This is a genomic window from Aquirufa sp. OSTEICH-129A, from assembly GCF_054558355.1.
Window position 1 is genome coordinate 551,282 of record NZ_JBPXKC010000001.1, and the last position, 14,071, is coordinate 565,352.

The window sequence follows — 14,071 nt, forward strand, 5'->3', positions numbered from 1 at the left end:
AAAAGTCGGAAACTCCTAGTTTCCGGCTTTTTTGTTTTAAAAATTAAACGAATTGCTCAATTAAGATTTCTGCGCGCATGTTTCCCTCCTCATTGATGGATTTGTAGCGAACTGGCTGAATGGTATTGATTTGCAAAGGGTCATAAGGCACCCTAACGCGCACATAATTCTCTGAAAACCCTTCCATATATCCGTCCGAATTTGCTTCTTCAAAAAGCACTTTTCCTAGTAGACCCAATTGGGTTTCATAAAAAGCACGACGCTTTTTGTCAGATAATATGTGTAACATTTTTGAACGCTCTGACTTTACCTTCACATCTACTTTAGGGTGAATGTCTACCGCATAAGTATTAGCCCTTTCCGAATAGGTAAATACATGCAAATAAGAAATATCTAATTCATTCAGAAAATGATAGGTATCTAAAAACATTTCTTCCGTTTCACCTGGATGGCCAACAATCACATCAACTCCGATACAAGCATGAGGCATAAGTGATTTGATTTCTCGAACTCGATCCGCATACAGTTCTCGTTGGTATCTACGCTTCATTAAACGCAAAATAGCATTAGAACCCGATTGCAATGGCACATGAAAATGAGGCACAAAATGCTGTGAATCAGCTAAAAAATGGAGCAAGTCACTATGCAATAAATTAGGTTCAATAGAAGATATTCTAAAACGACGCATATCGTTTTGTTGATCCAAAGCTTTTACTAATTCAAAAAACGAAGCTACTCGCTTACCTTGCTGAATTCCAAAATCACCTATATTAACTCCCGTTAAAACAACTTCTTTGACACCTTTATCAGCAATTTCTTTCACCAAGCCTAGCACATTTTCTATGCTACTGGATCTACTTTGACCACGCGCCAAAGGAATCGTACAATAGGAGCAAGGGTAATCACAACCATCCTGAACTTTCAAAAAAGTTCTAGTACGGTCATTTACCGAATAGGAGGCATGGTAATCTAAATCATATCGAATTTCTGAGGCGATCACTTTGGGTAAAGTGCTTTTCTTTTCTGAGGAGAAATAAGGAGAAATAATTTCCGGCAATTGAAATTTTTCATTGGCCCCCAAGACTAAATCAACCCCTGGAATTTGTACAATTTCCTCGGGTTTCAATTGAGCATAACAGCCCAAAATAACCACAACTGAATCTGGATTAATCTTTTTTGCCTCTTTGACTACTTTCTTGCATTTTTTATCGGCCTGATCTGTCACACTACAAGTATTGATAACAAATAGGTCAGGAGATTGCTGGAATTCTACCCGTTCAAATCCCATGGGCTCCAAAGAGCGAGCAATGGTACTGGACTCGGCGAAATTTAATTTACAACCTAAGGTATAAAAAGCTAACTTCTTCATGCAAAATAATAAGCTGCAAATTTAAAACAAAAATGGCGGATAAATCCGCCATTTTCATGCAATTATAGAATTATACAGCTCTTTTATTAATACTTAGCTGATTTTACAGTTTTGATAATTCTTGAAGCTACTTTGTATGGATCTGCCGCTGAATTTGGACGACGATCTTCTAACCAACCTTTCCATCCTTTTTCTACTGTAGCAATAGGGATACGGATAGAAGCACCACGGTCAGAAACGCCATAAGAGAATTGGTGAATGGATTGAGTCTCATGCTTACCTGTTAAACGCAAGTGGTTATCAGCACCATAAACTTCAATATGCTCTTTTACCACAGGAGCAAAGGCAGAACAAATGGCATCATAAGTTCCTTTCTCACCACAAGTACGCAATGCAGTATTGGAGAAGTTAGCGTGCATACCAGAACCATTCCAATCTAGTTCGCCAAGTGGTTTACAGTGCCAGTTGATAGCAACACCATATTTCTCACCTAATCTTTCTAATAAATAACGAGCTACCCAAATTTGATCTCCCGCTTCTTTAGCACCTTTAGCAAAAATTTGAAATTCCCACTGTCCAGCAGCCACCTCAGCATTGATACCTTCCACATTTAAACCAGCTTCTAAACAAATGTCTAAATGCTCCTCTACGATATCACGGCCATAGGCATTCTTAGCACCCACTGAACAATAGTATGGTCCTTGAGGTGCTGGATATCCGTTTGCAGGGAAACCCAAAGGCTTGTTGGTTTCTGGATCCCACAAGAAATATTCTTGCTCAAAACCAAACCAAAAATCGTTATCATCATCCTCAATAGTAGCACGACCATTACTCTCATGTGCTGAACCATCAGAGTTCAATACTTCGCACATAACTAAATAAGCATTTTTTCTAGCAGGATCTGGACAAATGAACACAGGCTTCAATAGACAGTCGGAAGAACCACCTGGGGCTTGCTCAGTAGATGAGCCATCAAAGCACCACATATCGCAGTCTTCTAGTTTACCACTGAAGTTATTTTCAATCTTAGTTTTAGAACGCAAACTCTGAGTAGGTTTGTAACCGTCTAACCAAATGTATTCAAGTTTAGATTTTGCCATGATTTTAAACGTGTTTTTATTAAAAATTCATTTTTTGTACCAAATACAATGCAAAAATAAACCTGTTTTTAAGAAAAACAATTTTTTGAAATAAAAATTATACAATTTTATCACATGTAATCCTTAAAATAAAAAACATGGCAATTATATGAAATAACAAGATATACGGGAAAAAGAGATTAAATTTGTTTCAAGTAACACGCAAAAATCCTATTTTTACGTTACTGATAACCTAATTTCAACCATGGCAATAACCAGATTTAAAGCGCTTGAATTAGCTCAAAGTAGAGCTACTGCAGTTGTGAAAATCCCTACTGAAAAAGTAAGTGATTATTACGGCAATATGACATTTAATGATGAGGTGATGCGCTCATTATTATCACCTGAAGCATACTTAAAGATTACAACAGCCATTAACACGGGGTCTAAAATAGATCGTGATGCAGCTGATGAGGTGGCAGCAGCGATGAAATCCTGGGCAATCTCTAAAGGTGCGACACACTATACTCACTGGTTTCAACCATTGACAGGAACTACAGCTGAGAAACACGATTCATTTTTTGATATTGATTTAAGTACAGGAAAGGCGGTAGAAAAATTCAAAGGTTCAGCTTTAGTTCAACAAGAGCCCGATGCTTCTTCATTCCCGAATGGAGGAATTCGTTCTACGTTTGAAGCACGTGGTTATACAGGATGGGATCCATCTTCGCCAGCATTTATCATGGAAAATGCTGCTGGAACAGCTACCTTATGTATTCCATCGGTATTTGTATCCTATACAGGTGAAGCATTGGACTACAAAACTCCATTATTGAAATCGATTGAATTAATTGATAAAGCAGCTACTGCAGTTGTGAAAGAATATTTCAACCGTGATGTAACTAAGGTAGTTCCTACTGTTGGTATCGAACAAGAATATTTCTTAGTTGACGAAGCACTTTATAATGCTCGTCCAGATTTAATGATGGCTGGAAGAACGGTTTTCGGACACGCTCCTGCAAAAGGTCAACAATTAGAAGATCACTATTTTGGATCGATTCCAACTCGTGTGAATGCTTTTATGGTTGATTTTGAAATTGAAGCCTTGAAATTAGGTATGCCAGTTCGTACTCGTCACAACGAAGTAGCTCCTGCACAATTTGAAGTTGCTCCAACCTTTGAAGAGGCTAACTTAGCATGTGATCACAATGCACTTTTGATGGACTTAATGTCGAAAGTAGCTGTAAAACATAAATTGAAGGTATTATTCCATGAGAAACCGTTTGCTGGTATCAATGGATCAGGTAAACACAATAACTGGGCTTTAGGAACAGATACGGGAGTTAATTTATTAGGACCATCATCTAAACCAAAAGAAAATCTACGTTTCTTAACCTTCTTCGTAAACGTAGTGAAGGCGGTACATGACAATGCTGATTTACTACGTGCCTCCATTGCTTCTTCAGGAAATGAGCATCGTTTAGGAGCGAATGAAGCCCCACCAGCGATTGTTTCTGTATTCTTAGGTTCTACCATGAACAATGTTTTGGATGACCTAGAAAACATGAAGGATATCGAGGAATTCCAATTAGAAAAAGGAGATAACGTATACCTAAAATTGGGTATCAACAAAATCCCTTCCTTGATTTTGGATAACACAGACCGTAACAGAACTTCACCATTTGCTTTCACTGGCAACAAATTTGAATTCCGTGCTGTTGGTTCTTCTGCCAATTCAGCAGCTCCAATGACCATTTTGAATACGATTGTTGCAAATCAATTAATCTTATTCCGCAAAGAGGTCGACGCTGTATTAGAAAAAGGAGTAAAGAAAGAGTTGGCGATCATGAATGTATTGAAGCGTTATGCTAAAGAATCCAAGAAAATCCGTTTCGAAGGAAATGGTTATTCGGATGAATGGGTAGCAGAAGCAGAAAAGAGAGGTTTATCCAACATGAAAACCACACCTGAGGCCCTATTAGTATATACTCGCCCAGAATCGATCGAATTATTCACAAAATATGGCATTTATTCCAAGGAGGAAATGCATGCTCGTTATGAAATCGAATTAGAGAACTATATCAAGAAAATCCAGATTGAATCACGCGTATTAGGTGATATGGCAATTAACCACATTGTTTCGACTTCATTGAAATACCAAACTCAATTGGTAGAAAATGTAAAAGGACAAAAGGAAATTGGTATAAATCCTCAATATTATGCGCCGACGATTGAAATGATTAAAAAAATCTCCGAGTACACTTCGAAAATCGTTTTATTACAAAATGATATGACGGAAGCAAGAAAAGAGGCAAATAATGTGGAAAATATCGAAGAAAGAGCGTTCTTGTATGGCTCCAAGGTTAAAGGTTATTTCGAAGAGATTCGCTATGCAGTGGATAAACTTGAGTTAATCATTGACGACGATGAGTGGCCATTGCCAAAGTACAGAGAATTATTAATGATTAAATAGTTTGTCACCTTATGACACAAATTAGCAATCCCGGATTTTCTCCCGAGGAAATCAAACGTTTGAAAGAGCTTTGTGCTGCAGAACAACGTACTTTTGTTTTGATCGAAGACGAAGATCTTCCGGTAAGCAATGATAGAGAAATGGTCCACATACAATTTGTGGGCCATTTTGAGCAAAAAGAGGTTATCTTTGATGCAATTTTATGTACGCTTCAATTACATTATTCTAGCTTATTATATGAAGCGGCGGAAAGAGAAGCCATCCAGCATTTCCCTCTGTATGTCCCTATTGAAAATAGAGATGAAACATATCAAGCCAACGATTCATTGGATGAAGAAGTAGAAATGATGGTTTTAGAAATCATCGAAGAAATGGAAGAAAATGATGAAATCAAGGTTAGTGAATATGTAGAAGTTGATAAAGATTTTGATTTTGGAATTGGCTTAGAAGCTGCTCTTTATGTACCTGCATTGACGGATGAAGTTATCGAACAATTTATTCTTGATTTCAACGCGAATGCTTTACAATTAGACACTTCCTTATATTCGTTTAAATCTGAAGAAGAGTAAGCATGAGTATTCCGGTTTTTTATGAGCCAAATCCTACTGCTAGCCCTTTTTTAAGCGAAGAAGAATCCATTCATGCCCATCGGGTCCTCCGGCTAAAAGCGGGGGATCCGATTTTTATTTTAAATGGTTTAGGTCAAAAATTTGAAGCAAAAATTGAGCAATCAACCAGTAAAAAGACGACTTTTCATCAATTACGTGAAATTAAAAAATCGGAAAAAGCTGCCTATTCCATCCATCTTTGGATAGCACCTACCAAACAAATGGAGCGGATGGAATGGATGGTTGAAAAATGTGCGGAGTTTGGAATTCAATCCATAGGTTTCTTTCATTCCAGGTACTCTGAAAGGAAAGAAATCAAAACCCATCGCCTTGAGAAAATAGTCATTTCTGCATTAAAACAGTCGAAAAATCTATTTTTGCCCCAAATTTACCCCATTGTATCTTTCAAAGATTTGCTCAAACAGATAGGACCAAAAGAACAAGAACAAAGACTTTTTGCCTATATTTCTGAACCTCCTAGTCTCAGTTTGGGAAAAAGTATTCACTTGAATCATGCTTATCATATATTGATTGGGCCGGAAGGAGATTTTTCTAAAGAAGAAAGTGAATTATTATTATCGAGCGATTGGACGCCATTTAGCCTAGGAAAGGCCATTTTAAGAACAGAAACAGCAGGACTAGCCGCAACCCACGCCATTCATTTATTACATGAAAAATAAGGTTTTTCTCTTCTTTTTGCTCGTATTTGCCAATAATCTCCATGGCCAAAATCCCTTGTTTAAAATTGCCAAGGTGAAATATAAAGGGGGAGGAGATTGGTATGCCAATAAGACTTCCTTGCCCAATCTCATTCAATTTGCCAATCAACAAAAGAAAATGGGTATAGATCCTACACCTGAGACGGTAGAATTGACGAGCCCCTTGCTTTGGAATTATCCTTCCCTGCATCTCACAGGGCACGGAAATGTGCTTTTTGATAAAGAAGAGCAAAAAAATCTACGGAAATATTTATTGGGCGGAGGTTTCCTACACATAGATGATAACTATGGATTGGATAAATCCATTCGTAGAGAGATGGCCAAAGTTTTTCCTGAATTAAGTTTTATTGAGCTACCCTTTACTCACCCCATTTACTCCCAAGCCTACCCATTCCCAAAAGGTTTACCTAAAGTCCACGAGCATGATGGTAAAGCTCCGCAAGGATTTGGCCTCATTTATCAAGGAAGACTAATTTGTTTTTATTCTTATGAGTGTGACTTGGGTAATGGCTGGGAAGACGAAAGTATTTATCATGATCCAGCTGAAAAAAGAGAGGCAGCCCTTAAAATGGGGGTAAATATCCTTCAATACGCCTTCCTGAATCCATAACTGATAAAAATCATAAAAGTATATTGAAATACTAGAGATTCTTTAACTTTTCGTAGCTAAATTTGTACAAATATTTATTATTAATTTATGCAATTAGTACTTCCAGCTTTCATTATCCATTGGTACGTATCCCTTTTTAGTCAAACTTTCTTCCTACACCGCTACTCAGCGCATAAAATGTTCTTAATGAACAAGTTCTGGGAGAAATTTTTCTATTTTCTTACCTATTTATCTCAAGGTTCTTCTTTTTTAAGTCCTAGAGCCTATGCTATTTTACACAGAATGCATCACGCGTTCTCTGATACAAAGAAAGATCCACATTCACCGATGTTCTCAAGCAATGTCTTTACTATGATGTGGAAAACAAAAAACATTTATAATGCTGTTTTAAACCGTTCTCAAAAAGTAGAAGATCGCTTTGAACATGATTACCCAGTTTCAAAAACAATTGAAAAAATTGGAGATTCTTGGCTTTCTCGCATTGGTTGGGGAGTTGCCTATTCTTCTTTTTACATTGTAGCTTATAAGTATTTTGATATGCACTGGGCATTCTTCTTTTTATTGCCTGTTCACTTTTTAATGGGGCCTGTTCACGGAGCTATTGTAAATTGGTCTGGACATAAATATGGTTATCAAAATTATGACAACCATGATCATTCCAAGAACTCATTGGTTGTTGATGTATTAATGATGGGAGAGTTGTTTCAAAATAACCACCACAAATTACCTAATCGTGTTAATTTTGCTACCAAATGGTTTGAAATTGATCCGACCTATCCAATGGTTAAATTATTAACCTGGTTGAAAATTATTCGTCCGAACGTTAAGGACCCGAACGCTAAGTTTTAATACCTTACATACACAGAAAGCCCTGGATTCATTCAGGGCTTTTTTTATGCACTACATGATAAATTCATAAAAAAAGCTCAGAATTAAATCCTGAGCTTCTTTTAAACCATGGGTGATTATAATTCGTGATCGTCAATATTGAATTTCTCCAAATAGTCTGAAACTCGTTTCAGAAAACCACCTCCCAAAGAACCATCGATCACTCGATGATCATATGAATGGGAAATAAACATCTTTTGACGGATGGCAATCTGATCTCCTTGAGGACCTGAAATGACAGCTGGTTTCTTTTCTATTACTCCAAAGGCTAGAATACCTACTTGGGGCTGCACAATGATCGGTGTTCCCATCAAATTACCAAAGGATCCAATATTTGAGATAGAAAAAGTACCTCCTTCTAAATCCGCAGGAGTTAATTTATTCAACCTAGCTCGATTAGAAAGATCATTTACTTTTTTGGTCAAATCTAAAAGTGATAATTTATCAACTTCATGAATAACAGGGACGATTAAATTACCATTGGGTAATGCCACTGCCATGCCAATATTAATTTGTTCATGCTGAACTAAGTAATTCCCTTCCACGGATATATTCATACCGGGAAAATCCTTCAAGGCCTTCGCTGTGGCCATTATCAACAAAGGAGTATAGGTAATAGGCTCTTTATATTTAGCCAAAAATTTAGCTTTTTCTGTCTCTCGCCACGTAACCATAGCAGTCATATCTGCTTCCAAGAAGGAAGTAACGTGAGGAGCTATACGCTTAGAGTCAACCATGCGCTCAGAAATCATTTTACGCATACGATCCATCTCCACTACGACATCACCTGGTAATCGTAAACCGGGACCTTGACTCAGTGTTCCAGAGGCAATCATACGTTTGGAATTACGTACTGCAATGTAATTTAAAACGTCTTTTTTAGTCACGCGTTGATCCAATCCAGAGCCTTTAATCGTACTTAACTCTCTCTGAGTGACATTTTCCTGTAGGCAAATTTGTTTAATCAAAGGTGAAATCCAAGGATTTGATTTTTCCTCATTCTGGCCTAAAATACCTAAACTTACATCGGTCAATAAAGCCAATTCCGCATGTTCTGGAAACAAATTGGCTGTAGAAGGGCTAGGAGAGGTGTCTGCTGAATTTTCAGTAGAATCAATCACACATATTGGCTTGCCAATGGTAGCTATTTCACCAACTGAAATTATAATTTTTTGTAAATAACCTGAAACGGGGCTTGGCACTTCAGTATCAATTTTATCGGTAGCAACCTCCAATATAAATTCGTCAGCTTCCACATAATCACCTGGTTTTTTCAACCAGTTTAAAACGGTCGCTTCCATGATACTTTCACCCATTTTAGGCATGATGACTTCCATGATGGCCATAACTATTGAGTCAATTCGTTTAACAAAAATTTCCTAACTAAATTCAGGCAGTTGAGGGCCGTCATGTGTATAATTTGCTTTCTGGTGCCCGCTAGTTGTAATTTTCGAGTAATCACACCTTGAGGGTGAGATAAGGCTATCCAGACTGTACCTACAGGCTTTTCCTCCGTTCCACCGTCTGGTCCTGCGATTCCAGAACTAGCCAATGATAAAGTACTTTGTAATTTCTCTCTAACGCCATTAGCCATGGCCATTATACATGCTTCACTGACAGCTCCATGTTTCTCTAGAATCTCTGGAGATACTCCTAAACTATCCATTTTCACTTCATTGGCATAAGAAATGACAGCGCCCTTAAAATAAGCAGAACTTCCGGGTATTTCTGTAAATAAATGCGATAAATAACCTCCTGTGCAGCTTTCTGCTAAGGATATCGTTGCCGAATTTTTGACCAATAATTGTCCAATGACTTGAGATAATTCATCTTTTTCATAACCAAAAACAAATGGCTTGATGATGGGCATGACACGATCAATCTCTTGTTGTATTTCATGATTCAATTGAGCAACACTATCTCCAAATCCTGTCAGGCGAAGTTTAACAATGCCCAATGAAGGCAAATAAGCTAATTTAATGTGGCTTGGAAGAGATAATTCCCAATCTTGAATCATATCCGATAAATAGGATTCACCGATTCCTACTACTTTAACTATTTTATGAACAATGGTAGGTGTTTGAAAATGCTGAGCCACACGTGGTAAAACCAATTCCTCCATGATGGCCTTCATTTCAAAGGGAACTCCAGCCATGGAAACCCAAACAGTTCCTTTTTCTTCAAACCACATACCTGGAGCTGTACCTTGTTTATTTTGCACATACTGTGCTTTGGTAGGTAATAAGGCTTGATCCCGATTTAAATCGCTTAATTCTCTACCTCTTTTTTCAAAGAAAACACGAACATCTTCCAATGCTTGAGGATGATAAGCCATATCGCATCCAAAAAAATTAGCTAAGACTTTCTTGGTTAAATCGTCTTTGGTTGGGCCTAGGCCACCTGTGATAAATACAATATCAGCCCGATGCTGTGCTTCCTCTAAAATGCTTAAAATTTCGCTTTCTTGATCGCCTACGGACGACTTCCGTATGGTTTTAATTCCAATTTTATCTAATTCAAGGCTAATCCATTGGGTATTAGTATCCAATATTTGCCCATAAAGAATCTCATCTCCAATCGTAATAATTTCTGCTCGAACCATTAAGTTTTCTTACTTTTGTACGAAAATACGATTTATTTGGGATAGAATTTAATCCCTGAATCGAAAAACAATTCAAATTAAGCAATGAAACAATCTGAGATAAATTTCAAAATAAGTTTAGACGACAATAACATTCCTGAACAAATATCTTGGTCGGCTACTGATAACCCTAACGAAGGTATTGAGGAGACCAAAGCCATATTAGTGGCCACTTGGGATCCCTATCATAAAGGCACTCTAACTTTGCCTCTTTGGACCAAAGACATGGAAGTATTAGACATGAAACGTTTTTTCATAGAAATTTTGGGGACAGTTTCAGAAGCTTCATTGCAAGCTACTGGTGATACCTTTTTCTCTCAGGAAATTGAACAAGTGTGCATGACTTTATCGAGTCATTTGAAGAAAGAAATCATTGCGGCTGAGAAAGGCCAATAATCCATCAACATGAAAGTATCATTTTCATTTATTGCCCTATTGCTATTCCTTACCCTGCCATCCATGGCACAAAAAGGAATAAACTTTATTAAAACAGGCAATTTTAATACGGCAATAGCGGCGGCCAAACAGCAGAATAAACTTTTATTTATGGAAGTTTATGCGCCTGACTGTCATATTTGCAACGCATTTAAAGGCACATTTGCTCAACCCCAGGTAGGTGCATTGTACAATGCCAAATTTGTCAATTTTCAGTTGGATATTCGAAATCCGGAAAATCAAAAGCTGTTGAAAAAGCTTAAAATCATCATTAATGCAACTCCCACTTTCATTTTCATAGATCCCAATACCTTACAAATTGTAGGGGCAAAGATTTTTGGAGAGCGAGATAATTCCGTCATTAATGTGAATTCTATTGCTCAGAAGGCGATAAATCCTGCTGAGCATGCTCAGAATTATGGGAAAAGATTAAAGGCAGGAGATAAAAATCCACAGTTCTTATTAAACTACGCTGAATACGCACGAATTGTTGGAGATACGACTTCGAATATCCTAGCATTTAAAGAATTTGCTAAGACTTTAAATCCAAGTCAATATACCTCTCAAAGTACTTTCAATGCCATTCAGATGGTGATGATGAATAATAACAATGCCTTATTTGATTATTTCATCAATAACATTCCAACATATGAGAGAATTTATGAGGCGAATCCTGTAAGAATGAGTTATGAGAATATTTTTCAAATAGTTTTGACGAGTTCTCAGGCAAATAAACTCAACTTGGCAGATATTCAAAAAATAAAGAATCAAATGACCAAGGCGGGTTTAGATGCCAGTTCGATTCAAAGGAGAATGTGGATGGTTGAAAGTTCCTTGTTATTCAAACAAAAGAAGGCCACACAAGCCATTCAAGTGATTGAAAAACTATTAGCTGTGCTTCCTAATGCTCCAGGACCCAAGGAGTACCAATATTTATGCGATTATGTGAATGGTAAAACCAAAGATAAAAAGGCTTTGGCTTATGCTAAATCACAGTGGTGCAAATATGGAATGAAATAATTCTAGCGAAATACAGCGCGGTAAATCATCACAGCTACACAAAACAGAAACATCACTATCGATATTTTATTAATCGTGTGCATCGTACGAATGTTAAAATTCGTTGGTGCACCTGGTTTTGGTTTTTGAAATACCCGAATGAAGTAAGTAAAAACCTCCCCAATTCTGAATTGTTCTCTTAGTCTACTCATGTTAGTTGTTCGTTTCTTGCGGATCTTTCCAAATTCCGTCTTCTTTGATTAATTGAATTAATTCATCCACAGCAGAATCTGCTGGAACCGACTTTTTAACAACTTCTTGCCCACGATATAGGGCAATTTTATCTTTTCCTATACCCACATAGCCATAATCTGCATCAGCCATTTCACCTGGGCCATTTACAATACAGCCCATAATGCCAATTTTCACACCTTTCAAATGATCGGTAACTTGTCGGATTCTTGCTGTTGTTTCTTGGAGATCGAATAGGGTTCTTCCACAAGAAGGACATGAAATATATTCTGTTTTTGAAATACGAACACGACAGGCTTGCAGGATACCGAAATTGGTAGAATTAATCAGGAATATTGGTGCGTGAAGGCCTTTTAGAGACAACATCAACCCATCTCCAAAGCCATCAATCAATAAAGCACCGGCATCGGTAGGAGCATAAAGCTGAAACTGATCGGCTGGAATATCTTGATAGTTCAGCCGTATAATTACTGGAATGGAAATACTTTGATTTTCTAATTCAAAAAAGGCTCGACGAATTGCCGCCATTCGGTTTGAAAAGCTTGAAGATAGTACAAGCACCTCATTTTGAGCCGATTTAAGCGCATTTATTAAAACTTCATTGGTCCAAATTTCCTCAGCATCTGCATGAACAAAATTAAGGGATTCATGCTTCTTGGAGTTTGATAACCAATCCGCTGCTTCAAACAAAGGGAATTGATGTTCTGAAGGATTGGATTGACTCCAATGCTTGGCCGATTGAATTTGCTTTAGACCATTGGGTAGCATGAAATCCAAATCCACCGAACCGGTAAATATATAATCCGCCCCCAAATCATTCATTGCCCATTTATCGGGTTCAGGCAAATAAAAATGACCTATACCTTTTAGATCATCCATGCCAATACTTTTCATATGAGAGAAGTCGGCAATGACACGTGGAACCTGATGCCCTCCGAAATTAGCTCGCTCTACGCTTTTTCTTCGTGTATAGGCAAATGGATTTATGGGAGAATCAAATCCCTGACTTAGATTAGAAATACTTGGGATAGGAGCATTGGCGTGATTTCGACCTACATAACGCTCTACTAAATCCTTGGCTACGGGTATTTCAAATTCTGGATCTTCAGTTAAAGAAACGCGTATGGTATCTCCCAAACCATCTTCCAATAAAGTACCAATTCCCACCGCGGATTTAATTCGACCATCTTCGCCTTCTCCAGCCTCGGTAACACCTAGGTGTAAAGGATAAGCTTTAAATCGACCGTCTGCTAGCTTCTTACTCAATAAACGATAGGCTTCTACCATCACTTGAGTATTAGAGGCTTTCATGGAAAGTACAATATTGAAATAATTTTCATCTTCACAGATGCGCAAAAACTCCAATGCTGACTCCACCATACCTAAAGGTGTGTCGCCATATCGACTTAAAATACGATCTGATAATGATCCATGGTTGGTACCGATACGCATGGCAGTACCGTATTCTTTACAAATTTTAACCAAGGGTAAGAATTTATCCCGAATTCTTTCTAGTTCTGACTGGTAGGAAGCTTCCGTATATTCAATCGTTTCAAACCTCTTCTTATCTGCATAATTACCGGGATTAATTCGTACTTTTTCCACTATTCGAGCAGCTAATTCAGCAGCATTGGGAGTAAAGTGAATATCTGCTACTAGGGGCGTTTTATAGCCCTTGGCACGTAAACCCTTACGAATATTCTCTAAATTTTGGGCTTCTTTAACCGATGGAGCGGTAATTCTGACCAATTCACAACCAGCATCAATCATGCGGATGGATTGCTCAATGGAACCATGTGTATCCATGGTATCCACGGTGGTCATGGATTGTATTCGAATAGGAAAATCAGAACCTAACATCAGATCTCCAATGGAAACAGGTATCGTTTCTCTCCGTTGATAGCCAAATAAAGTAGGAGCGTAGATGTTCCCATCGCTTATCAAATGAGCAGAAGACGACTGAAGGAGGTTTGACATAGGTAGTATATTTATCTCAAA

General features: G+C 37.7%; 13 protein-coding genes. 7 read left to right on the forward strand and 6 right to left on the reverse strand.

The window, feature by feature from the left end; translation table 11 throughout:
- Positions 1–43: 43 nt before the first annotated feature.
- Together mtaB and SKC36_RS02455 are read right to left on the reverse strand one after the other, a co-directional pair.
- Positions 44–1,369 (reverse strand): tRNA (N(6)-L-threonylcarbamoyladenosine(37)-C(2))-methylthiotransferase MtaB, encoded by a 1,326-nt coding sequence (mtaB, locus tag SKC36_RS02450; protein WP_459464388.1) that lies wholly within the window; start codon positions 1,367–1,369, stop codon positions 44–46.
- An 86-nt stretch (positions 1,370–1,455) separates the two neighbouring features.
- Complete coding sequence (locus tag SKC36_RS02455) at positions 1,456–2,469, reverse strand: glutamine synthetase beta-grasp domain-containing protein (RefSeq protein WP_459464390.1); 1,014 nt, start codon at positions 2,467–2,469, stop codon at positions 1,456–1,458.
- A 244-nt stretch (positions 2,470–2,713) separates the two neighbouring features.
- Between SKC36_RS02455 and SKC36_RS02460 the strand changes: the two genes are divergently transcribed.
- The 5 genes from SKC36_RS02460 to SKC36_RS02480 all read left to right on the forward strand — a co-directional run bounded on the left by SKC36_RS02460 (position 2,714) and on the right by SKC36_RS02480 (position 7,707).
- The gene (locus SKC36_RS02460) at positions 2,714–4,921 is read left to right on the forward strand and encodes a glutamine synthetase III family protein (RefSeq protein WP_459464392.1); all 2,208 of its coding nucleotides are present in this window, start codon (positions 2,714–2,716) and stop codon (positions 4,919–4,921) included.
- A gap of 11 nt (positions 4,922–4,932) precedes the next feature.
- Entirely contained in the window at positions 4,933–5,490 is a 558-nt protein-coding gene (locus SKC36_RS02465) for a hypothetical protein (RefSeq protein ID WP_459464394.1), read from the forward strand.
- A gap of 2 nt (positions 5,491–5,492) precedes the next feature.
- Entirely contained in the window at positions 5,493–6,209 is a 717-nt protein-coding gene (locus SKC36_RS02470) for an RsmE family RNA methyltransferase (protein WP_459464395.1), read from the forward strand.
- Complete coding sequence (locus tag SKC36_RS02475) at positions 6,199–6,858, forward strand: DUF4159 domain-containing protein (protein ID WP_459464397.1); 660 nt, start codon at positions 6,199–6,201, stop codon at positions 6,856–6,858. Before SKC36_RS02470 ends, SKC36_RS02475 begins: the two co-directional genes overlap by 11 nt.
- A gap of 87 nt (positions 6,859–6,945) precedes the next feature.
- Entirely contained in the window at positions 6,946–7,707 is a 762-nt protein-coding gene (locus SKC36_RS02480; RefSeq protein ID WP_459452950.1) for an acyl-CoA desaturase, read from the forward strand.
- A gap of 116 nt (positions 7,708–7,823) precedes the next feature.
- Here the strand turns inward: SKC36_RS02480 and SKC36_RS02485 are convergent, their stop codons facing one another.
- Positions 7,824–9,092, reverse strand: a complete 1,269-nt coding sequence (locus SKC36_RS02485) for a dihydrolipoamide acetyltransferase family protein (RefSeq protein WP_459452951.1) — start codon at positions 9,090–9,092, stop codon at positions 7,824–7,826.
- Positions 9,093–9,094: 2 nt separating this feature from the next.
- Positions 9,095–10,348, reverse strand: a complete 1,254-nt coding sequence (locus SKC36_RS02490) for a competence/damage-inducible protein A (RefSeq protein WP_459464399.1) — start codon at positions 10,346–10,348, stop codon at positions 9,095–9,097.
- A gap of 84 nt (positions 10,349–10,432) precedes the next feature.
- Between SKC36_RS02490 and gldC the strand changes: the two genes are divergently transcribed.
- Together gldC and SKC36_RS02500 are read left to right on the forward strand one after the other, a co-directional pair.
- Complete coding sequence (gene gldC / locus SKC36_RS02495) at positions 10,433–10,783, forward strand: gliding motility protein GldC (RefSeq protein ID WP_459452953.1); 351 nt, start codon at positions 10,433–10,435, stop codon at positions 10,781–10,783.
- Between the two features lie 9 nt (positions 10,784–10,792).
- Positions 10,793–11,842, forward strand: coding sequence for a thioredoxin family protein (locus SKC36_RS02500; protein WP_459452954.1), 1,050 nt, complete (start codon positions 10,793–10,795; stop codon positions 11,840–11,842).
- A gap of 2 nt (positions 11,843–11,844) precedes the next feature.
- Here the strand turns inward: SKC36_RS02500 and SKC36_RS02505 are convergent, their stop codons facing one another.
- Positions 11,845–12,033 carry a DUF6728 family protein gene (locus SKC36_RS02505; protein ID WP_459452955.1) on the reverse strand — a complete coding sequence of 63 codons (189 nt, stop codon included), beginning with the start codon at positions 12,031–12,033 and terminating at the stop codon, positions 11,845–11,847.
- Position 12,034: 1 nt separating this feature from the next.
- Positions 12,035–14,050: a (E)-4-hydroxy-3-methylbut-2-enyl-diphosphate synthase gene (gene ispG / locus SKC36_RS02510; RefSeq protein ID WP_459464401.1), complete on the reverse strand. Its 2,016-nt coding sequence runs from the start codon at positions 14,048–14,050 to the stop codon at positions 12,035–12,037.
- Between the last annotated feature and the right edge of the window lie 21 nt (positions 14,051–14,071).